Annotated in this window: 21 protein-coding genes and 1 riboswitch; of the genes, 17 read left to right on the top strand and 4 right to left on the bottom strand. The window is 36.9% G+C overall.

All coding sequences use genetic code 11. The annotated features are described in order from the left end of the window. The first annotated feature begins 17 nt into the window (after positions 1-17). The gene (locus AB1471_RS13635) at positions 18-260 is read left to right on the top strand and encodes a DUF2584 domain-containing protein (RefSeq protein ID WP_367780320.1); all 243 of its coding nucleotides are present in this window, start codon (positions 18-20) and stop codon (positions 258-260) included. A 50-nt stretch (positions 261-310) separates the two neighbouring features. On the opposite strand, the gene pckA is transcribed toward AB1471_RS13635, so the two are convergent. Next, complete coding sequence (pckA, locus tag AB1471_RS13630) at positions 311-1,903, bottom strand: phosphoenolpyruvate carboxykinase (ATP) (protein WP_367780319.1); 1,593 nt, start codon at positions 1,901-1,903, stop codon at positions 311-313. Between the two features lie 186 nt (positions 1,904-2,089). Continuing rightward, positions 2,090-2,230: riboswitch (SAM riboswitch) on the top strand. A gap of 162 nt (positions 2,231-2,392) precedes the next feature. Between pckA and metK the strand changes: the two genes are divergently transcribed. Continuing rightward, on the top strand, positions 2,393-3,592 hold the full coding sequence (gene metK, locus AB1471_RS13625) for a methionine adenosyltransferase (RefSeq protein ID WP_367780318.1): 1,200 nt from the start codon (positions 2,393-2,395) through the stop codon (positions 3,590-3,592). 299 nt (positions 3,593-3,891) lie between these two features. Here the strand turns inward: metK and AB1471_RS13620 are convergent, their stop codons facing one another. Next, positions 3,892-4,551, bottom strand: a complete 660-nt coding sequence (locus tag AB1471_RS13620; RefSeq protein ID WP_367780317.1) for a TetR/AcrR family transcriptional regulator — start codon at positions 4,549-4,551, stop codon at positions 3,892-3,894. 188 nt (positions 4,552-4,739) lie between these two features. Between AB1471_RS13620 and AB1471_RS13615 the strand changes: the two genes are divergently transcribed. The 4 genes from AB1471_RS13615 (at position 4,740) to AB1471_RS13600 (ending at position 7,521) form a co-directional block, all read left to right on the top strand. Beyond that, a complete protein-coding gene (locus AB1471_RS13615; protein WP_367780316.1) occupies positions 4,740-5,480 on the top strand; it encodes an SDR family oxidoreductase in 741 nt (246 codons plus the stop codon). 112 nt (positions 5,481-5,592) lie between these two features. Beyond that, positions 5,593-6,366, top strand: a complete 774-nt coding sequence (locus AB1471_RS13610; RefSeq protein WP_367780315.1) for an SDR family NAD(P)-dependent oxidoreductase — start codon at positions 5,593-5,595, stop codon at positions 6,364-6,366. 385 nt (positions 6,367-6,751) lie between these two features. Then, on the top strand, positions 6,752-7,069 hold the full coding sequence (locus tag AB1471_RS13605) for a hypothetical protein (protein ID WP_367780314.1): 318 nt from the start codon (positions 6,752-6,754) through the stop codon (positions 7,067-7,069). Positions 7,070-7,122: 53 nt separating this feature from the next. After that, on the top strand, positions 7,123-7,521 hold the full coding sequence (locus AB1471_RS13600) for a four-helix bundle copper-binding protein (protein WP_367780313.1): 399 nt from the start codon (positions 7,123-7,125) through the stop codon (positions 7,519-7,521). A gap of 134 nt (positions 7,522-7,655) precedes the next feature. Here AB1471_RS13600 and AB1471_RS13595 read toward each other — a convergent pair whose 3' ends face one another. Beyond that, positions 7,656-8,249 carry a DedA family protein gene (locus AB1471_RS13595; RefSeq protein ID WP_367780312.1) on the bottom strand — a complete coding sequence of 198 codons (594 nt, stop codon included), beginning with the start codon at positions 8,247-8,249 and terminating at the stop codon, positions 7,656-7,658. A gap of 729 nt (positions 8,250-8,978) precedes the next feature. Between AB1471_RS13595 and AB1471_RS13590 the strand changes: the two genes are divergently transcribed. From AB1471_RS13590 to AB1471_RS13580, 3 genes are all read left to right on the top strand, one after another. Next, positions 8,979-10,448: an alkaline phosphatase family protein gene (locus tag AB1471_RS13590; protein ID WP_367780311.1), complete on the top strand. Its 1,470-nt coding sequence runs from the start codon at positions 8,979-8,981 to the stop codon at positions 10,446-10,448. 172 nt (positions 10,449-10,620) lie between these two features. After that, the gene (locus tag AB1471_RS13585; RefSeq protein ID WP_367780310.1) at positions 10,621-10,920 is read left to right on the top strand and encodes a hypothetical protein; all 300 of its coding nucleotides are present in this window, start codon (positions 10,621-10,623) and stop codon (positions 10,918-10,920) included. Positions 10,921-11,002: 82 nt separating this feature from the next. Then, positions 11,003-12,136, top strand: coding sequence for an MGDG synthase family glycosyltransferase (locus AB1471_RS13580; RefSeq protein WP_367780309.1), 1,134 nt, complete (start codon positions 11,003-11,005; stop codon positions 12,134-12,136). A 117-nt stretch (positions 12,137-12,253) separates the two neighbouring features. Here AB1471_RS13580 and AB1471_RS13575 read toward each other — a convergent pair whose 3' ends face one another. Beyond that, positions 12,254-12,751, bottom strand: a complete 498-nt coding sequence (locus AB1471_RS13575) for an undecaprenyl-diphosphatase (protein WP_367780308.1) — start codon at positions 12,749-12,751, stop codon at positions 12,254-12,256. A gap of 399 nt (positions 12,752-13,150) precedes the next feature. Here AB1471_RS13575 and AB1471_RS13570 point away from each other — a divergent pair, with 399 nt between their 5' ends. From AB1471_RS13570 to AB1471_RS13535, 8 genes are all read left to right on the top strand, one after another. Then, a complete protein-coding gene (locus tag AB1471_RS13570) occupies positions 13,151-13,768 on the top strand; it encodes a TetR/AcrR family transcriptional regulator (RefSeq protein ID WP_367780307.1) in 618 nt (205 codons plus the stop codon). A gap of 38 nt (positions 13,769-13,806) precedes the next feature. Next, positions 13,807-13,992 carry an HU family DNA-binding protein gene (locus tag AB1471_RS13565; protein ID WP_367780306.1) on the top strand — a complete coding sequence of 62 codons (186 nt, stop codon included), beginning with the start codon at positions 13,807-13,809 and terminating at the stop codon, positions 13,990-13,992. 154 nt (positions 13,993-14,146) lie between these two features. Further along, positions 14,147-16,489, top strand: coding sequence for an ABC transporter permease (locus tag AB1471_RS13560; protein WP_367780305.1), 2,343 nt, complete (start codon positions 14,147-14,149; stop codon positions 16,487-16,489). A gap of 11 nt (positions 16,490-16,500) precedes the next feature. Continuing rightward, the gene (locus AB1471_RS13555; protein WP_367780304.1) at positions 16,501-17,262 is read left to right on the top strand and encodes an ABC transporter ATP-binding protein; all 762 of its coding nucleotides are present in this window, start codon (positions 16,501-16,503) and stop codon (positions 17,260-17,262) included. Between the two features lie 311 nt (positions 17,263-17,573). Next, positions 17,574-18,545: a LacI family DNA-binding transcriptional regulator gene (locus AB1471_RS13550; RefSeq protein ID WP_367780303.1), complete on the top strand. Its 972-nt coding sequence runs from the start codon at positions 17,574-17,576 to the stop codon at positions 18,543-18,545. Positions 18,546-18,557: 12 nt separating this feature from the next. Next, positions 18,558-19,436, top strand: a complete 879-nt coding sequence (gene rbsK, locus AB1471_RS13545; RefSeq protein ID WP_367780302.1) for a ribokinase — start codon at positions 18,558-18,560, stop codon at positions 19,434-19,436. Next, positions 19,433-19,822 (top strand): D-ribose pyranase, encoded by a 390-nt coding sequence (gene rbsD / locus AB1471_RS13540; RefSeq protein WP_367780301.1) that lies wholly within the window; start codon positions 19,433-19,435, stop codon positions 19,820-19,822. The genes rbsK and rbsD overlap by 4 nt, the downstream gene beginning before the upstream one ends. A 20-nt stretch (positions 19,823-19,842) precedes the next feature. Beyond that, the gene (locus tag AB1471_RS13535; RefSeq protein ID WP_367780338.1) at positions 19,843-21,315 is read left to right on the top strand and encodes a sugar ABC transporter ATP-binding protein; all 1,473 of its coding nucleotides are present in this window, start codon (positions 19,843-19,845) and stop codon (positions 21,313-21,315) included.

Here is a 21,315-nt window from a genome sequence, read left to right as displayed (position 1 = left end):
CGTAAGGAGTGAAATGTATGGGAATGCCTTTAGAATTGAACACCATGATCGTGACAAAAGGGAAAGAACATCGACAACAAGAAAACTTTTTTCAACTAATAAAAGAAGGCTATCGCTTGTATCCAATGCACGTCCCATTAGAAGTAAAACGAACGATACAAGGAGAACTGAGCGGGACAGCTGAGATCTATCGTGTAGAGTGGAGAGATAACAGCACAATCATTTCCTATGAACTTATATCTTTACAGTCTAGTAATTAAAAAATGAGTGCCCAAGTTGAACTGGGCACTCATTTTATTACTAATAAAACCTAGACTAAAGGTCCACCTAATTTTACAATTTTCTCATCAACATTCGAGAATTTTTTAAAGTTTTCTTTAAATTGATTAGCAAGCTCTAATGCTTTTTTCTCATATGCTTGCTCGTTTGACCAAGCAAAACGAGGCACAAGCACGTCGTCAGGTACACCTGGTACATGTAGAGGTGTTTCAAGCCCAAATAGACCATTTTTCGTCGTTTCTGTGTTCGTTAGCTCGCCTTGAAGTGCCGCACGAATCATTGCTCGTGTGTATGATAATTTCATACGTGAGCCTGTGCCATACGCTCCACCTGTCCAGCCTGTATTGACAAGGAAAACTTGAACATCGTGCTCTTCCATTTTACGCCCAAGCATTTCAGCGTACACTGTTGGACGAAGTGGTAAGAAAGGTGAGCCAAAGCAAGTGGAGAATGTTGCCTCTGGCTCTGTAATCCCACGTTCCGTACCTGCAAGTTTTGATGTGTAGCCACTTAAAAAGTGGTACATTGCTTGCTCTTTTGTCAACTTTGAGATCGGAGGCAATACGCCGAACGCATCAGCTGTTAAAAATAAAATCGTGTTCGGATGCCCAGCCAAACTTGGTTCAACAATATTTGTCATTGCCTGTAGTGGATACGCCGCACGTGTATTTTCAGTTAGAGATGAATCATTATAATCTGCAACTTTAGTTTCAGGATCAAGAACAACATTTTCTAGCACAGATCCAAAGCGGATGGCATCAAAAATTTGTGGCTCTTTTTCTTGAGTAAGTTGGATACATTTTGCATAGCAGCCGCCTTCAATGTTGAAGATACCATTATCAGACCATCCATGCTCATCATCTCCAATAAGACGTCGGTCAGCATCTGCTGAAAGCGTTGTCTTTCCAGTGCCGGAAAGACCGAAGAAAAGGGCAACATCGCCTTCTTGTCCAATGTTTGCTGAACAGTGCATTGGTAAAATTTCTTTTTGCGGTAATAAGTAGTTCATTATAGAGAAAATGGATTTCTTCATTTCTCCTGCATATTCTGTACCACCAATTAAAATCGTACGTTTTTCAAATGACACAATAATAAATGTTTCAGATCTTGTACCGTCAACTTTAGGATCTGCTTTAAAAGATGGTGCGGATAAAATGGTAAACGGTTTTTCATTTGTAGTATCCCATTGCTCGCCATCTGCTAGACGAATAAAGAGCTGATGAGCGAACAAATTGTGCCAAGCACGCTCATTTACAACGCGAATCGGTAATCTTGAGGATTGATCAGCACCAGCATAGCCTTCAAATACAAATAGTTCCTCTAGGTCTTGCAAGTGGTTCATCACTTTTGAATAGAGCTCTTCAAATATTTCTACAGAGATAGGCTGATTGACATTCCCCCAGTCAACTAGCTCTCTTGAAGTCGGCTCATCTACTGTAAACTTATCTTTAGGCGAACGCCCTGTATATGTACCTGTTTCTGCTTTAATAGCACCAGTTGAAGTTAATGTTCCTTCTTTGCGTTCTAAAACCTTTTCAACCAATTTTGGTACAGAAAGGTTGCGGTGGACCTGGTCCTTTGCTAGTAAATCGTGTAGATTATTTGTTTTTCGAATGATATTCATTGTCTTTTCCCCACCCTTTATACAAAAATGGTCATGCATCCTTTGTTCGTAATTAGTATAACACATTTAGATTAATAGTCTATGCTAATACATATAATTCGTTTTTCTTTCAACTTTAATGAAAAAATCGTTGAAGTGGATTGACATTGCAGTCCTGTTTATGTATGATGGTTTTTTGAACGGATACTCTTATCCCGAGCTGGTGGAGGGACAGGCCCTATGAAACCCAGCAACCTGCTCTACAAAAAAGCTTATGGCTTTTGCGTTCCAACTCTTTAGAGCGAAGGTGCTAACCTGTAGCAAGGCTTTGTCCTTGAACGATAAGAGTGAAAGGCGCTACATTTAAAACCTTTCCTCTAGCTAATGCTAAATGGGGAAAGGTTATTTTTATAAGCGCTACTGCTTGGATGATCTACACAAAGGTTAACAATCGATATCTGAGGGTAATGAGTACCGTCCAACATATATACTTCACAAGGAGGAGACACTATGTCAACAAAACGTCATTTGTTTACGTCTGAGTCTGTTACGGAAGGACACCCAGACAAAATTTGTGATCAGATTTCAGATTCTATTTTGGATGCTATTTTAAAGGATGATCCGAATGCTCGTGTAGCATGTGAGACATCCGTGACAACGGGTCTTGTACTCGTAGCAGGAGAAATTTCAACTTCTACGTATGTAGACATTCCAAAAATCGTACGTGAAACGATCAAAGGAATCGGTTATACGCGTGCGAAATATGGTTTTGATGCGGAAACATGTTCGGTACTTGTCTCAATCGATGAGCAGTCTGCAGACATCGCAGCAGGTGTTGACCGTGCTCTAGAAGATCGTGAAAGCTCAATGTCTGACGCTGAGATTGAATCAATCGGAGCGGGGGACCAAGGTCTAATGTTCGGCTATGCATGTAACGAAACAGCGGAGCTTATGCCATTACCGATTTCTTTATCGCATAAAATTTCTCGTCGTCTAACAGAAGTACGTAAAGAAGAAATTCTTCCTTACCTTCGTCCAGATGGAAAAACACAAGTGACGGTTGAATATGATAACAACAATCAACCAGTTCGCATTGACACAATCGTTGTTTCAACACAGCACCATCCTGAAGTAAGCCTAGAGCAAATCCAACGCAACATTAAAGAACATGTCATTAAGCCGGTTGTTCCAGCCAACTTGATTGACGAAAACACGAAATACTTCATTAACCCAACAGGACGTTTTGTAATTGGTGGACCACAAGGCGATGCTGGCTTAACAGGGCGTAAAATCATCGTTGATACATACGGCGGTTACGCTCGTCACGGCGGTGGTGCATTCTCTGGTAAAGACGCAACGAAAGTTGACCGTTCTGGTGCATATGCTGCGCGTTATGTTGCGAAAAACATTGTTGCAGCAGGTCTTGCTGATAAATGTGAAGTTCAACTTGCTTATGCAATTGGTGTAGCACAGCCAGTATCGATTTCAATCGATACATTTGGAACAGGTACTGTAGAAGAAGACGTACTAATTGATCTTGTTCGCAACAATTTCGATCTACGTCCGGCAGGCATTATCAAAATGCTTGACCTACGTCGTCCAATCTACAAACAAACAGCTGCTTATGGTCATTTTGGCCGCAATGATCTGGACCTTCCTTGGGAGCAAACAGATATAGCAGAAGTGCTGAAACAGCAAGCGGGAAAATAAAAAAATAGTTGATTTAAAAGGCAGCCAAGTGTTTCTTGGTTGCCTTTTTTGTTTATAGGGGAGAAAACCGCCTGGTCGGTGGCTTTATGTGGATTATTTAGCGAGTTGTTTGATGGTGTAGCTTTACAGGAAGTGAGCGGTTATTTAAGTCGTTTAGGGTGCAGCTGCTTTCAATTTTAATGGATAAATAGAAAGAATCCCCTTGTATCAAGATTAGAGTGATACAAGGGGATTCTTTCGATCATTGGCATGTAGTGAAAGTGTCATGGACAGTATAAGCTTTCCTTCCTTACGAGTTATTATAAATATGAATGAGAAAGCTTGCGAGCAAGCTGTTCAATTTTTTCTATCATTGGTTCATCATTTATTGCAAGTAGCGCATCAGGCTTTATTATCTGTACTTTTTTTGCCTGGTAATAGTCAAATAACGCTTGCTTGATAGTGATGCCTTCTTCTATTAAGTAGGTTGGATCGAGTAATTTTCTCAATATAACTTCATCCTGCATGAGTAAAATGTAAGGGTTTAACGAATGGAAAATTCCTTCCTCCATCCCCATCTTATAAAATTTTCGAATATCGGACTTTATTTTTCTTTGTGCTGAAATAATCCCTTCATATAAATCAGGAAAACCTATTTTTAATTCTTCTAAAAATAAATTAGATATATATATGGAAGTCAGTACTTCTTGTTCAAACGCCTTTTGAAAACGATTTATATAAGTTAGTTCACTATTTAAAATGGTTTGGTCAACCTGTTCAAAAAATGAAATGTAGGTCTGGGCAACTTCATGAATGATCTCTTCTTTAGAAGAAAAATAGTTATATAGCGTTGCCTTGCTTATCTGCATATGCTCAGCCATATCTTGTATTTTTAAGGAATTAAACCCTTGTATACGAATCACATTGATTATTTTTTTTGCATACGTTCTTCTCATCTCTTCTTTATCGATCTTACGCATATAACTTCCTCCTTAGATAACTAAATATATCATACACTAGTGTGAACCTATTATACATAAATTAGACTAAAAACACCTTTTTTGTTTACAATGAATAAAATGAGTGTTATATTTGTCCTTGAGACAAATTAGACTAAATGATCATAAAAAGTCCAATTTGTAAAAACATTATAATTGGAGTGATCAAGATGACAAAAAAAGTAGCAATGATAACAGGGGCAAGTAGTGGTATTGGTCAGGCAACGGCCCTTGAATTAGCGAAGCGGGGATTTCGGGTAATGCTAGCAGCAAGACGAGAAGACAGACTAAAGCAGTTACGATCTGAAATTATTGACAATGGTGGCGAGGCTTCCTATCGAGTAACAGATGTAACTTCTTTTGATGAAATGGAAGCTCTAGCGAAAGAAACCATTGAACAATTTGGTCAAATTGATATTCTAGTCAACAATGCAGGGGTTATGCCATTATCATTTTTAAGCAAAAGAAAAGTTGATGAGTGGGATCGAATGGTAGACGTAAATATTAAAGGAGTGCTTTATGGCATTGGAGCTGTTCTCCCGTATATGGAAGAACAAAAATCAGGGCATATAGTAAATATTTCTTCTATAGCAGGACATGGTGTAGTACCGGGAAGCTCTGTTTATAGTGGCACTAAATTCGCTGTAAGAGCCATCACAGAAGGATTGCGTCAAGAAATGAAAGCCGGTCAAAACATCCGTACGACAATTATTTGCCCTGGAGCCGTAGGAACTGAATTGACGCATACGATCACTGATAAGGATATTCTTCGTAATTTCCAAGAAAGATATAAAGATGTACAAACATTACAAGGTGAAGATATTGCAAAGGCAATCGCCTATGCGATCGAACAGCCAGACCATGTTGATGTGAACGAAATTATCGTTCGTCCGACTACACAATTTTTGTGATTTGTTTTAGAACGTGCCCTAAGTATTAAACTTAAAGATCACACTCAAAATCATATAGGTTTTACAAATGATTCAATCAATGGTTACATTCAAAAACTCGGGAGGAATTTACATGAAATACACTGTTATTACCGGCGCAAGTTCAGGTATTGGTTATGAAACTGCGCTTGCTTTCGCGACTCGTGGAAAAAACTTAATAATTGTTGCCAGAAGAAATGACAAGCTAGAGGAATTAAAGTCAGAAATCGAACAGATTAACAAAGACTTAGATGTTGTCATTCGAACATCAGATTTATCAGTTTCTGAGAATGTTTATAAACTTTACGAAAGCCTTGAAAAATTCAATATTGAAAGTTGGATTAACAATGCAGGTTTTGGTAACTTTGATTTAGTTGCTGAACAGAACTTAAACAAGATAGAGTCAATGTTACATTTAAATATTGAAGCATTAACCATCTTGTCATCTCTATTTGTTCGTGACTACTCAAATGTCGAGGGTACGCAACTTATCAATGTTTCATCTGGTGGAGGATATACGATTATTGCAAATGCCATTACCTACTGTGCTACTAAATTTTACGTGAGTGCATTTACAGAGGGTCTTGCACATGAACTGAAAGAAAAAGGGGCAAAAATGCAGGTGAAAGTTTTGGCACCGGCTGCAACTGAAACGGAATTTGCCAAGCGTTCTTTCGATGTTGACGAATTTCAATACGATGGTGTGGTACCGAAGTTTCATACGGCTATAGAAATGGCAGAATTTATGCTCGAGCTCTATGATAATGACAGAGTTGTAGGAATTGTAGATGGAAATACTTATCAGTTTGAATTGAAAGATCCTATTTATCCATTTGCAGCAAGATCAACTCGTTCGGATTCAGAGTAGTATTTGATCATGTAGGCTGTTTGTGGAAGAGATAAGTTAGATTAAGAACGAGTTCAATAAGAAAATAAAAGCCGAACACACATTAGTCATTTATAATGTGTGTTCGGCTTTATTTTTGAAGGTTTATTACATCATCTGTTCTTTAAATCTGGATGAATGTTCGAGGTTCTCTTGTGGCTGTAGATCCTCTTTTTATCATCGTATCTGTCGTCTACTTAACTTTAAAATAGTTGTCCGATTAAGCGCATCCTATCCACAGCGAATCATTTTTGTGCGTGAATCCATCTGTAGACTTGGGTATATAGGCAAATGACCAGTCCCCAGGGCATTTGTGGAACATAGTATATTACTGAATGGAATCAATCCCAAGAAAGGGGACGTAAAAATGAATCCTTACGATCCTTACCACATGTCTTATTATCGAAAGCACCATGTCAACCAGTTTCCGCAATACCCACAGTCTGAGATGTGGGCAGAGCAACAAATCAAACAACCTTTATACCCTCATTTGAAACCGCAAGTATTTAATATCATTGACCCTTTTGTTAATTATGGCTTAAAAGAGGCGGAGGATACTTCATATAAGCATGCATTACAAGAAGTTGCTGCGATGGCCTATTTAATGGGTAGAGGTGTGGACCCACATACCGCTTATTTAATCGTAGAATCTTGGGAAGTTAATGAAATGTTTATAAATAGTTAGAAATGCCCTATTTGTTTCGATTCATTAACATAAAGTAGGAGGAACAGGAAAAAATGTATCCAATAAATAAAATGCCTTACCCGATGAACGTTACTCATCCTATGACGGCTTATCCAAACGGTAACATCTTTCTGCAGCATCGATTATTGCACACGGTTCAAAACTGTGAAGCAACATGTGAATTTACAAGAAATGAAATACTTAAAATGGAAGGATGTAGAAAAGAACAATTAAAGCTACTATCTGATTGTGCGAATATGTGTACCCTAATGGCTAAATATATTGCAAGCAAAAGCATTTTTGCCAAATCACTTGCTTGTTTATGTGCTGAAGTATGTCAGGTATGTGGAGAACATTGTATAAAACATCCTGATAAAATTTCACAGGCTTGCGGTCAAAGTTGTTTACACTGTGCCCAAGAGTGTAGAGAGTTTGCCAGCGCAAGACACTGATTTGTCGTTTTTGCTCTATGCTGTTTTGCCGGCTTATTGTTATCAATCTTTTCATTAATTTCCCACTTGTCTAAGTTCGTTCATTTTATTTCATTAAAAACTCTTCCGAATCTGATAAAAAACACTCTTTCACATTAAAGAGTGTTTTCTTTCACGGTGGATTTTCTTCTTTTATACAATATGGAAGTAAAGATAAGGAGGATTAACACGCTGCCACTAGCTGAAATCCACGCATGTTCGATCATCCACTCTTTCATGTCAAAGAAGGAAGCCGAAAACACGAACCCGATCGAAAAATAAACACTTAACCAAATAAGGGAGGCAAACCAAGAATACAGAAAAAACAACCGATAAGGTACTTTTTGGAGTCCTAATAAAAACGGCACCATATGGCGAAGACCTGGAAACCAATAACTCGTAAACAAAGCCAATGCCCCATGTTTTTCAACGAGTGAAATGGCTTCATTCAGAATAGTTGTTTTTTGTTTTTTTCGCTTCTTTTTCAATCGTCCGAACACATATAAGGTATTTAAACTACATAATATTCCTAAATGTGTCACTAGAAACGTCGGGATGGGTTTAAACATGAATTGATTGGAGATCCAGCCGCTTGTTAACACGATGACTTCATTGGGGAATGGGGCACCAAAAAAACCTAACCACAACACGAAAAAGAGGGCCCAGTACCCAGCGTCTTTTAACGTTGCTAATAAATCATAAAAATCCACCATTATCTCCTTCTCTCTTTTCCTTGACCGAAGAATTGACTTTCCCATAGCATCGGTATCTTTTACGGTTTAAAAAGGTATTAGTCAACAGAAAGTCTAACATACATCAAGTCCTTTTATCACTATCAATGCTTCAATGGATCGATCTGTCCAATGAGAGAAGGAATTTCAATAAGAACATCTGAATGATCAAGCGCTAAAGGGCCACGAATAGTCTTAGTATAGAAGTTTGACATGGAACCTATCCACCGTTTCAATTCGTTTTTATATGATATTGATAAATTCTAGATGTAGTGATGAAAAATCTCGCTTCGGGCTATTGTAATGATCAATTAGAGTGTAGAGAGTTTGTGCCAGCGCTAGATAAACTGTTTTGTCTGCTTATTGTTTTATTCCTTTCATTTCATGCGTTTCCCACTTGTCTAAGCCGTTCTTTTTATTGCATTAATAATTCTTCTGAATCTGATTAAAAACGGAACACTCTTTGATATTGAAGAGTGTTTCTTTCGTTGAGTTCATCAACCATTTAACAAGTTTGAAGCAGCGTTTATTTGGAAATAAATAGATGATAAGTATTAGGTGATCTTTGTATGCGGGACATTCAAAGATTCACGAACACGGCTGGGAATCTATTCAATTTTTGTTAACAGATTGAGCACATTCAAAAGAAAAAAGCGCTACGCAGTTTTGATAATACATCGTAAAAAAAAGTGAGAGGATAAATGACCGATGACTATATCAGAAAAGAAACATATTATCATGCTAATGGTTGATACCTTAATGAATACAACTTTACAGGAAGCCTTAAAAAATGGAAAAGCTCCTGCACTTCAATTTTTTATCGACAATGGTTATAACATTCCCAATGTCGTGAGTCCGTTTCCAACTATGTCTGTCAATGTTGATAGTACATTATTAACGGGTGTCTACAGTGACCAACATAAAGTACCGGGGTTAGTTTGGTTTAACAAAAAGGAAAATCGAATTATTGATTATGGAGGTCATGTTAGAGAGCTTTTTAAATTAGGGTTAAAACAAGCGATGGAAGATATTTTTTACAATTTGAACCATAACCATTTAAGTAAAGAACATAAGACGATTCATGAAATCCTTATGGACCAAGATATTCAAACGGCATCAATCAGTACTTTATTATATAGGGGAAATCATTCTGTCCAATTAAAATTTCCTTTTCTTTTATCATTGATTACAGGGATGAGAAGGAATATCGTTGTGTCCGCTCCAAATGTGTTTTCATACGGGTCTATGGCAAAACTGAATCCATCAATCAGGAACTCATTTTTTTGGCAGAAATATGGGTTTAATGACAAATTTACCGCAAAAGAAGTGAAATATCTCATCGAGCAGGACATGCTGCCGGCACTTACTATTGCTTATTTTCCTGATTTAGATCAACGCATACATAAAAATGGGAGAATGGATAGTAAAGGAATTGAAAAAGTTGACAAGCAACTGCAAAAGATCCTTAACAGTTATCGTACTTGGGAAGAAGCATTAACGAATAATATTTGGATCATACTAGGTGACAATGGTCAAGCGTGGATTGAAAATGACCGTAACTTAGCACTGATCGATCTGAGAAAGCTGCTTGACACGTATCAAATTCCTAAGTTAAAAGACACGGTTACCTCTTCAGATCAAGTCGTTCTTTGTGTGAATGAAAGAATGTCCTTTATTTATACACTGGATGCTAAAACTGTATCTCTAGAAGATATCGCGAATATTTTACAAAAAGATGAAAGGATCGATGTTATTGCTTGGAAAAAAGAAAATTCCATTGTAGTAACTTCTGGCATCCACGATGGACAATTAATATTTCAGCCTGAAGGAGATTTTATTGATAAATATGGGCAGTCTTGGGAGATAAAAGGGGAACTAACACTATTAGACCTTTCAATAAATGAAAATAAAATCAATTATGGAATTTATCCAGATGCATTGGCAAGACTTTACACGACTTTTTTTTCACATGAAGGAGATTATCTTGTTGTAAGTGCTAAACCAGGACATGAGTTTATTGGTGAAGGATCTCCTACTCATATCGGGGGAGCTAGTCACGGAGGGTTGCATGAACAAGATTCACTTGTTTCCATGATTGTAACGGGAACAAATACACAACCAAAAAACTTACGCATTTTAGATGTTAAAGATTGGATCCTATCTTTAATATTGGAATAAAAAACAGTTTTACCTTCGGATAAATGCACAGAAGTTAACTCGATTTAATGGCTTTAGGACGTTCAGAACAAATCGCTTTCGATAAAATTATGGTGTAATAATTACCAATCATATTTTCCCTAATATTAAACAAAATATGATTGTATCCATAAAAAAAGGAGGGGGTATCAGAATGAACAACTTAACTACTCTTGCTTCATTAATCGGGGGAAGAAGAAACCGACGCTTCATTAACATGTTTAGAAAAAGAAGGTCTAACAACAGAAGCGTCATAATGTTGTCATTACTTGGTTTAACAACTCTTGGAGTAATCGGAAGCCGCAATAAAAAATGGGTACACCAAATCCAAGAAGGATACTACAACCTACAAGATAATATGAGCAATCCATTTCCAAATCAAGTGAATTATGTTAGTGAATTTGCTGAAGAATTAACGCCTGAAACATTTGATAAGATCAATGATTATCAATAGATATACTTTTTAAGGGGGGCTATCTCAAGAAATGGGTTAGTCCCCCTCTTTTTTCATCACATTTTTTAAAGGGGGGTAAATCGTGAAAAAACAAGTCCTGATCCTATCAGAAGCCATCGGTAACGGCCATACAAAAGCTGGAGAAGCGTTAATGCAAGGAATTTCTCATCTTTCTCCATCTGTCCATACACAAGTTTTGGAGGTAGGACAGGCACTTCATCCGATTACCACAAACCTAATCGTTAATTCATATATAAAAATGATTGTTCATTTTCCTTCATTATGGAGAAAAATCTATTTTAAGACACATAACAAACCTTTTTCTAATTGGAAAAAATACGTTATTCACCAGCTGATTCACAGACATATTGAAGCTCTACTTGAAAATGAAAAACCCCACCTGATCGTTTGTACACACCCATTTACGAGCTCAACTGCATCTAGGTTAAAAAAAATGGGTCATAAATTTACTCTTTGTACAATGGTAACCGATTTTTATGTTCACGGAGCATGGGCTCATTCTGAGGTAGATTTTTATATGGTTTCTAATAAAGATGTGTATAAACAATTAATAGAGATGGGTATTCCTGAGCATCGGATTGTTGTCACGGGCATGCCTATTAACTCAAACTTCTGTGTTCGAAAAAATAAACAGGAACTTCGAAAAAAATTAAATTTAAAAGATATTCCAACGCTAATGATTATGGGAGGAGGACTGGGTCTAGGTGGAATGAGGCAACTTGCTCATGCTCTTTTAAAATGGAAAGAAAAAATTCAGGTTATCATTTGTACTGGAAACAATAGAGCCCTAAGAAGTTCCTTTTTAAAAGATGAAAGATTTCATCATCCCAATATTCGTATACTAGGGTTTGTGGATGTGATCGATGAATGGATGGAAGCCACTGATTTCCTTATTACAAAACCGGGTGGCCTAACCTGTTTTGAGGCATTGGCAACAGGAATTCCTTTGTATATTTATCAACCAATCCCTGGCCATGAAGAAAAAAACTGTGATTTTTTAGTGAATAATGAGTTGGCAACAAAGATTGATGATATCGAAAGCATCAATAATATATTCGAAAAATTGTTCGATTCTTCACAAGAGATGGATTGTTTGGATAAAAAAAGGAGCGAATTTCAGAAGGGAATTGATCCATTAGCAGGCGCAGACTTTATTGTGAAACATCTTAAAGGAAACAATACCGGACTGGGCTGACCTTCAAAAAAGATTATTAACTATCCTTACCAAAGCAAGAATTGTTGCTGTTAATGGTAAATGGTCAGAAGCTTTTGTTGATTTATAATAACTTCTTCCACAACAACTAAGTACAACTTATAGACGATTAAAGAAACGTGAAGTTTTGTCAATCACAACGCTTGTTAAACTTCCAATAAAGGCACTTCCAATCACATCAGAAGGATAATGATGTCCTAGCCAAACACGTGATATCCCCGTTAACACTGAGAACCCCATCATGATCGATCCAAGGGTACGCTTATAAAGAATAATCGAAGTAGATACGGCAAACACAAGTAAAGTGTGTTTACTAGGAAATGAGGAATCCATCTTCGAGGGAATAAGTATGCCAACACGACGTTTCATAAACGGGCGAGGCTTAAAATAAAATAATTTAATGAACGTGTTAATCAGCAAAGTAACTGCTGTAGATTTCACTGCATTTAAAACCACTTTTTTACCGGAAGCATTTCGAAACCACATTAAACCTAAAACAAAAATAAACAAATAACGAACCTTGTTTGAAATTAATATCATCAGCATATCCATTAGAGAATAATGGCCCTTATTCGTCCGAAACATTTTTTCATTCATGAAATTGGCTCCTTACTTTTTAGATATATGTACTATTCCCCCCTGAGTGAAAAACATGTAGTCAATAGAACAAAGAAGCTCGATTAACTGTTGCACTTCAACAGTTAATCGAGCTTCTTGAAGATGCACTCAAAAACCAATTAACGTGTACAGAAAATGATTAACAGTTAGCTTCGGTAATAGATAGCATTTTATCTAAGAGGGCTAGGCTCTGTACAAAAGAACACTGAAGTAAAAGTGATAGATTTCTCAATAAATTGGATAGAGCTAACTAGGACAATAACCCCCTCTCTCATATGTCCTATTCTAATTATCGAAAAAAACAATTGACTAAATAAAGTGAATATTGTTATTATTTATTATAGACCGACGGTCGGTCTATACAATGGAGGTATAAGTATGAGAATTTCAAAAAATCCTGAAGAACGAAGAAATGAAATTTTAGATGCTGCTGAGATGCTTTTTTATACAAAAGGTTATCCTGTAACTACAGTTAATGAAATTTTACAAAAGGTTGGTATCGCTAAAGGTACTTTCTATTACTACTTTAAATCCAAGGAAGAAGTTATGGAAGCGATTGTCATGCGTTTTATAAACATTGGGGTAGAAGCTGCAAAGGCTATTGCCGCAGATCCAAACCTCAAAGCCCCCGAAAAAATATTCCAGATCCTTATGGCACAAAAATCTGAGAACAAGGAACTATTGGTTGAACAGTTCCATCAAGTAAACAATGCAGAAATGCACCAGAAAAGCCTGGTAAAATCAATTCTGCAACTAAGCCCTATTATCACTGATGTAATTGAACAAGGAATAGAGGAAGGTTTATTCCAAACCCCTTACCCTAGAGAAACTGTAGAATTTTTGCTAGTATCTTCCCAATTTTTGTTTGATGAAGGAATTTTCGAGTGGCAGCCCCACGAACTAATACAAAAAGCTATAGCCTTTTCCTACATTATGGAAAATGCATTAGGGGCAGAAAAAGACACCTTTAGTTTTATACCAGAAATGATTAAGTAGAAGCTGAAAAAATCATAATGAAAAAGGAAAAGAATCAAATGAATAATACTGAAGTGTTGGAGGAAGTTTCAGAAAAGTCAGGAATAAATATCGATGATTGTAAAAAAGTTTTAGATGCGTTTGAAGAAGTATTAAGTGATGAAATGTCCAATTCAGAAAATGTAAGCAGTGCTTTTGATAAGGTCTATAAAGTATTAAGTTTTCTTAAAAATAAAAAAAGGTGATCAAAATGGAAAATATTATTGTTGTAAATGATTTTGTAAAAAAATATGGAGATTTTACGGCAGTTGACCATGTTTCCTTTGAGGTAGAGAGAGGCAGTATCTAGTATCTTTTTAAATATATTATTTGTTAAGCGAAAGGAGAAAAGAGAATAAGATGCTGCTAAAAATGCTAAGGAAAGATTTCCATAGAAAGAAAAGCATAACCATAACATTGTTTATTTTCGTCATGTTATCGGCTTTCCTTGTTTCTAGTGGATCAATTATGTTTATAAAACTATTCGATTCGATCGATAACTTGTTTACTACATCAAATACGCCGCATTTTGTTCAAATGCACGCAGGAGAAGTTGATCAGACCGAAATTGATAGATGGACTTCAAGTAACAGCCTTGTGAAGGATCAACAAACAGTTGAGATGGTCGGTATAGACGGAGCTAATATCTTTTTAGGCAACAGTCATGAGCCGGAAAAAAACAGCGTGATGGATATTAGTTTTGTCAAACAGAATAAATCATTTGATTATTTACTTGACTTAGAAAACCAGGTGATTCAAGTTTCGAAGGGTGAAGTTGGTGTTCCTATCTATTATATGCAGGAGGAAAACTTGAAATTAGGCGATAAAGTTAGGATTTCTAACGGATCATTTGATAAGGAATTTACAGTGGCCTATTTTGTTCAAGATGCTCAAATGAATCCATCAGTAGTGAGTTCAAAGCGTTTTCTAGTTAATGATGCTGATTTTGAAACACTTAAAAATAACTTTGATGAAAAGGAATATCTTATTGAATTTCTTCTAAAGGATTTAAGTAAACTAAGCGAATTTAGTCAGGCATATCAATCATCAAACCTGCCACATAAGGGACCAAGTGTAGACTATGGCACGTTTAAAATTTTGAATGCTCTAACAGAAGGAATTGTGCCAGCTGTCATTTTATTGGTGAGCATCTTGCTTATGATAATAGCGATCCTTTGTCTTCGTCTTACCATTCTTGCCACCATTGAAGAAGAATATAGAGAGATCGGCGTTATGAAAGCAATTGGTATTGACGAGCATTATATTAAAAAAATATATCTATTCAAATACATCGTTTTAGCAGCTTTAGCTTCCATAGCAGGTTATCTGGGGTCTTTATTCATCAGTCCGTTATTTATAGAAAATATTATGCTATATATCGGGACTACATCAGATAACATTCTTCATCAGATCATTCCTTTCATTTCAGTTAGCATAATATTTTTCATTGTCGTTTTCTTTTGCAGATTGACACTTAGAAGGTTTAATAAGATAACCACGGTAGAAGCATTACGGGCAGGCAGTATTGGAGAAACCAAAATAAGTAAGGGTTTTCTGCCAATGCATAAAAGTAAATACTTGGACGTTAATATTTTCTTGGGCTTAAAGGATATTTTAGGTCGACTGAAAATGTTTGGATTACTATTCTTTGTATTCATTGTTTGTTCCATTATCATCATTGTTCCAGTGAACTTCCTCAATACAATCCAATCACCTAGTTTTATCAAATATATGGGGGTTGGGCAAAGTGATATACGGATTGATTTACAGCAATCAGACGATATCGTTCAACGATTTAATGATGTACTCACATACATTGAAAATGACAAAGATGTTGAAAAATTTTCGCCTATGATTACATCTCGGTTTAATGTTATAGATAGTGATGGAGTTTTGGAAAACATCAGTATAGAAACGGGGGATTTTTCTATTTTTCCTCTTGAGTATTTAGAAGGTGCAGCCCCATCAAGTGGCAACGAAATTGTTCTCTCATACTTGAATGCTAAAGAGATGGGCAAATCTGTTGGAGACACGCTTTCGTTAATAGTAGATGATAATAAGAAAGAAATGGTGGTTAGTGGTATCTATCAGGATATAACCAATGGGGGCAGAACAGCAAAAGCGTTATTGCCTGTTGTAAACAATAAAACCGTGCTTTGGTATGTAGTTAATTTAGATGTAAAACGCCATGTAAATATAGGTGACAAAATTCATGATTATACGGAAGCTTTTCATTCGACAAAGGTGACTCATTTGGAAGGATATTTAGCACAAACACTAGGAGGTACGATTGAACAGTTAAAGCTTATGACAATCGTAGCTATCGTGATTGCAATATGTGTTTCCATACTCATTACATCTTTGTTTGTGCAAATGTTAGTTGCCAAAGACTATTCCCAAATAGCGATTATGAAAAGTATAGGTTTTTCTTTAAAGGATATTCAAGTGCAAAATGTAGTAAAGGTATTGCTTGTAATGGTTATAGGAATCATTGTTGGAACAATTATTTCAAATACAATTGGACAGAGTTTGGTTAACGTTTTATTGTCTTTTTTGGGTGCTTCTAAAATTGAGTTTGTCATTAATCCTGTTCAGGCTTACGTTCTTTGCCCGCTTATATTAATTTTAAGTGTGACAGTTACAACATTATTGAGTACCAAATCCTTAAAGCAAGCGAAATTAGCTGATTTGAGAGTTGAATAGGAGGCGAAAATATGAAAACCATACTAGAAGCAAAAAGGTTAAATAAAGCTTTCGGGAGCAATCAAACAAACCAAATACTTAAAGATGTGAACGTAGAGATAGTAGAGGGGGAATTTGTATCTGTCATGGGTCCATCTGGTTCTGGTAAGTCGACGCTGCTCTACAATATTAGCGGGATGGATAGAATGACATCAGGAAGTGTTATTCTTGATGAACAAGAGATATCTTCTCTTTCTGAAAAAGAGCTGGCCAGATTTCGTTTGCATAAAATGGGGTTTATTTTTCAGCAAATTCATCTTTTAAAAAACTTGTCTATCTTTGATAATATCATTCTATCTGCGTATATGGCGAAAAAAAATAGCCGTAAAGAAATTAACAATAGAGCGATGAAATTAATGGAGAAGACAGGTATTGCAGAGCTTGCTGATAATGACATTACGCAAGCTTCAGGGGGGCAATTGCAAAGAGTAGCGATTTGCAGAGCACTCATTAATAATCCTGATATTATATTTGGTGATGAACCGACGGGTGCACTCAATTCAAAATCAGCTGTTGAGATCATGGAATTATTAGCAGAAATAAATCAGACAGGGACGACGATTCTATTAGTAACACATGATGTAAAAGTGGCAGCAAAAACAGAACGTGTCATTTATATGCTGGATGGAAAAATTATCGGTGAACAACATCTTGGTAAATATAAAGTGAAAAACAATGATTTTAAAGAAAGGGAAGAAAAACTTTCTAAATGGTTAATGAGTATGGGGTTCTAGCAGCCAAGCAGATACCTATAAAAAATCCAAACGAAACAATACTCTCGTGAAAGAAAGGGGCGAAATTGAGGGTATTAAGTTTCAATAATTATGAAATTAATGGTCTACCAAGTAATTATTGTAGAAAAAGAGAGTGTTGTTCAATGAATATTCTTGTATATCAGTGATCATTAGGATGAATTTCATCATAAAATTTATAATTAGTAAGTCCTGTTGACAAAATAAATCTTACTCCTTAAACTGTGTGTAACCGATTACATGCAATGTGTTTAAGATTGCTATTGTTATAGAAGAAGGCACGGTGATGGTAGATGTCGACAATTAGGGAAGTAGGGAAAAGAGCAGGTGTATCTGTTGCGACAGTATCTAGAGTGTTAAATAACAAGGGATATGTTCATGAGGATACGCGAAAAGCAGTGACCCTTGCGATTAAGGAATTAGATTATAAGCCAAATAGTGTAGCTAGAAGCCTTTCAAAAAAAACGTCAAAAACAATCGGGTTTTTAATTCCTGATATTACAAACCCCTTTTTTCCTCAGCTTGTAAGAGCGGTTGAGGATGTGATGTATCCTGCTGGGTATACCACGATGTTATTTAATAGCGATGAAAATCTTTTACATGAACTGGAGTATATTGAAGGGATGACATCTAAATATATCGATGGGTTTATTATTGCTTCAAATACTCTTCAGTGGGAGCATTTAAAAGGGCTCCACGTACCGGTTGTTGCGCTAGACCGCGCTATGGATGAGCGGATATCTTCTGTAACAATCGATAATTATGAGGGCAGTAAAAAAGCAATTAAATACATGATTGATCGTGGGTGCAGACAGATTGCTCATATAGAAGGACCTCCTCATGTGTTTACGTCCATGGAACGAAAACGTGCTTACTTGGATAGTATGAACGATCATAAATTGCCGGTTTTGTTACAACAAGGACAATATGAGATTGAACAGGGCATGGTTAGTACGATGAAGATATTGTCTGAGCACCCAGAAGTAGATGGTATTTTTGCTGGGAATGATGTGATGGCAATTGGTGCGTTAAAAGCAGCGTCGAAATTAGGTATCAAAGTACCGGAGGAATTATCAGTTATGGGCTTTGATGGTGTGAAATGGGGAACATTGGTAACACCGGAGCTAACAACGATGCAACAGCCTATTTATTATATGGGGCAGCGAGCTGCGGAGTTATTGTTAGATCGAATTCAAAATGTACACAGTAAGGTGGAACACCACCAATTACATGCCGAATTAAAGGTTAGACAATCGGTTCGATAAGGAGTGATTTAAATGATTACCGTTGTAGGAAGTTTAAATATGGATCTTGTAACACGTGTTGATCGTTTTCCAAAAAAAGGAGAAACGCTTCAAGGGACTGCTTTTGCTACAGTGTTTGGAGGAAAAGGTGCCAATCAAGCTGTTGCAGCATCCCGGTTAGGCAGTCAAGTAGAGCTGGTTGGTCGCATCGGAGAGGATGAATTTGGTCATTCATATCATTCCTATTTAAAGAAGCAAGGAGTTTTTGTGTCTCATGTGAAACCGGTTACACACCTGTCAACTGGAACAGCAAGTATTACGGTTTCAGAGGATGATAATTCAATTGTGATTGTTAAAGGTGCTAATGAAGAGGTGACACCCTCTGCCGTTAAACAAGCAACCAAAGTGATACAAGCGTGTAATGTGTTGATGGTACAGTTAGAAATTCCTATAGAAGCAGTGGAAAGTGCAATGGAGATCGCCAAAAAAGCAGATGCGATCATTATTTTGAATCCAGCACCTTTCCAACCAATCCCATCTCATTGGTGGCAGTTGGTCGATTATGTCACTCCGAATGAACATGAAGCAGAAGAGCTACGAGAGAGTCCAGAGTTTAAATCGTCATATGAAGAAAAATTAATTGTAACTGAAGGTTCAAAAGGTGCTTCTTTTATGAATCAAGGGCAACGACAATTGATACCAGCACCTTTTGTGAAGGTTGAAGATACAACTGGCGCAGGAGATACATTTAATGGAGCACTAGCTACAGGTCTTGATCGTGGTCTAGATGTAAAAGAAGCAATCCAACGAGCAGTGGTGGCTGCGAGCTTTTCTGTTACAGCGTTTGGCGCACAGGGTGGAATGCCGACTGAATCAGAGCTTGAAGTTTTTCTAGAGGCGGTACAAAAATGAAATTATCAGGTCCATTAAATAGTGAAATAACAAAGGTTCTTTCGGATCTAGGGCACACAGATACCGTAGTGATTGCGGATTGTGGACTCCCTATTCCACAACACGTCAAGAAAATTGATCTTGCATTAACAGTAGGTTCTCCAAGTTTTGAATCGGTATTAGACGTCTTAATGAATGAAATGGTAATTGAAAAGGTAACGATCGCTAAAGAAATTGAAGAGCAAAATCATTTACTAGCTAAGAAAATTCACAAAGATTTTTCACAAGTAGAAATGGTTGAACATGAATTGTTTAAAAAACAAACTCATCAGGCAAAAGCAATCATTCGGACAGGAGAAGCGACTCCTTATGCCAATCTCATTCTTCATGCGGGGGTGATTTTTTGACAAGCAAAGCCATTATTACGATGAACGATATTCATAAGTCGTTTTTCAGTGTAAGCGTTTTAAAAGGAGTTACGTTTGATTTAGTTCCAGGTGAAATTCATGCATTAATGGGGGAAAACGGTGCTGGAAAATCAACGTTGATGAAGATTTTGACAGGGATTCATGAAATGGATAAAGGTGAAATTACGTATAAAGGAAAGAAATCTCAATTTAAAGGACCAAAGGAAGCAGAAAAAGCTGGAGTAAGTGTGATTCATCAAGAATTAAATATTATTCCGGAATTGACCGTTGCTCAAAATTTTTTTCTTGGAAAGGAAAAAACGTATGGGAAATGGGGAGTGCTTAAAGATAAAGAAATGAATAAAGAAGCGAAAGATTGGTTAATGGAGCTCGGTATACAGATGGACCCACAACAATCCGTAGCGGAATGTTCCGTTGGTCAGCAGCAAATGATTGAAATTGCACGTGCTGTTTCCTCAAACAGTGAAGTGATAATTATGGATGAACCAACGGCAGCACTGACAAGCAAAGAAATCGATGTTCTATTTAATGTTATGGAAGGATTAAGAAAACGTAATGTGGCAATTGTTTACATTTCCCACAGGATGGACGAAATCTTTAAAATGTGCGATCGCATAACCGTTTTGCGTGATGGGAATTCAATTGGAACCAAAATTATTAAGGAAACAAATTTTCAAGAAGTAGTAAAAATGATGGTTGGTCGAGAACTAGGGGATCAGTTTCCAGCTAGGGAAAACGAACCAGGTAAAGTACGTATGACGGTTGAGGGTATAACAACGAAAACGGGTGTGAAAAATGCTAGTTTCAACTTAAAAGAAGGAGAGATTCTTGGGATAGCAGGTTTAATGGGGGCAGGAAGAACCGAACTTATGCGTGCCATTTTCGGAGCTGACAAACGCACAAAAGGAAATATTGTACTCAATAATAAAACACTTGCAAGCCAAAATCCTCAAAAAGCAATCGAAGCAGGGATTGCTTTTGTAACGGAAGATCGAAAAGAAGAAGGATTGATCCTGAATCAAACTGTTCGAGAGAATTTGGCAACTGTTCAACTGAGAAGGCTGTCGAAGTGGGGAATACTCAATCAAAAAAAGGAACAACAGTCCGCACAAGAACTGATAGAGCAGTTACTAATAAAAACATCCAGCATGGAGCAACAATCGAAATCACTTAGCGGTGGTAACCAGCAAAAAATTGTGATTGGAAAATGGCTTGCGATTGAACCGAAAGTCTTAATCCTTGACGAACCAACGCGCGGTGTGGATGTAGGAGCAAAAAAAGAAATCTATCAAATTATGAATCAACTGACAAAGCGAGGCGTTTCCATTATTATGGTTTCCTCGGAACTTCCGGAAATCCTCGGTATGTCGGATCGTGTTCTCGTCATGCACGAGGGTAGTGTTAAAGCAAGTATTAATCGAGATGAAGCGACTCAAGAGAAGATCATGACCGCCGCTACTGGAGGGAAGTAA

Source organism: Jeotgalibacillus marinus, assembly GCF_040801915.1.
GTDB classification, from domain to species: Bacteria; Bacillota; Bacilli; order Bacillales; family Jeotgalibacillaceae; genus Jeotgalibacillus; species Jeotgalibacillus marinus.
The sequence above is the reverse complement of the archived record's forward strand: the minus strand, read 5'-3'. Positions and strand labels throughout refer to the sequence as shown.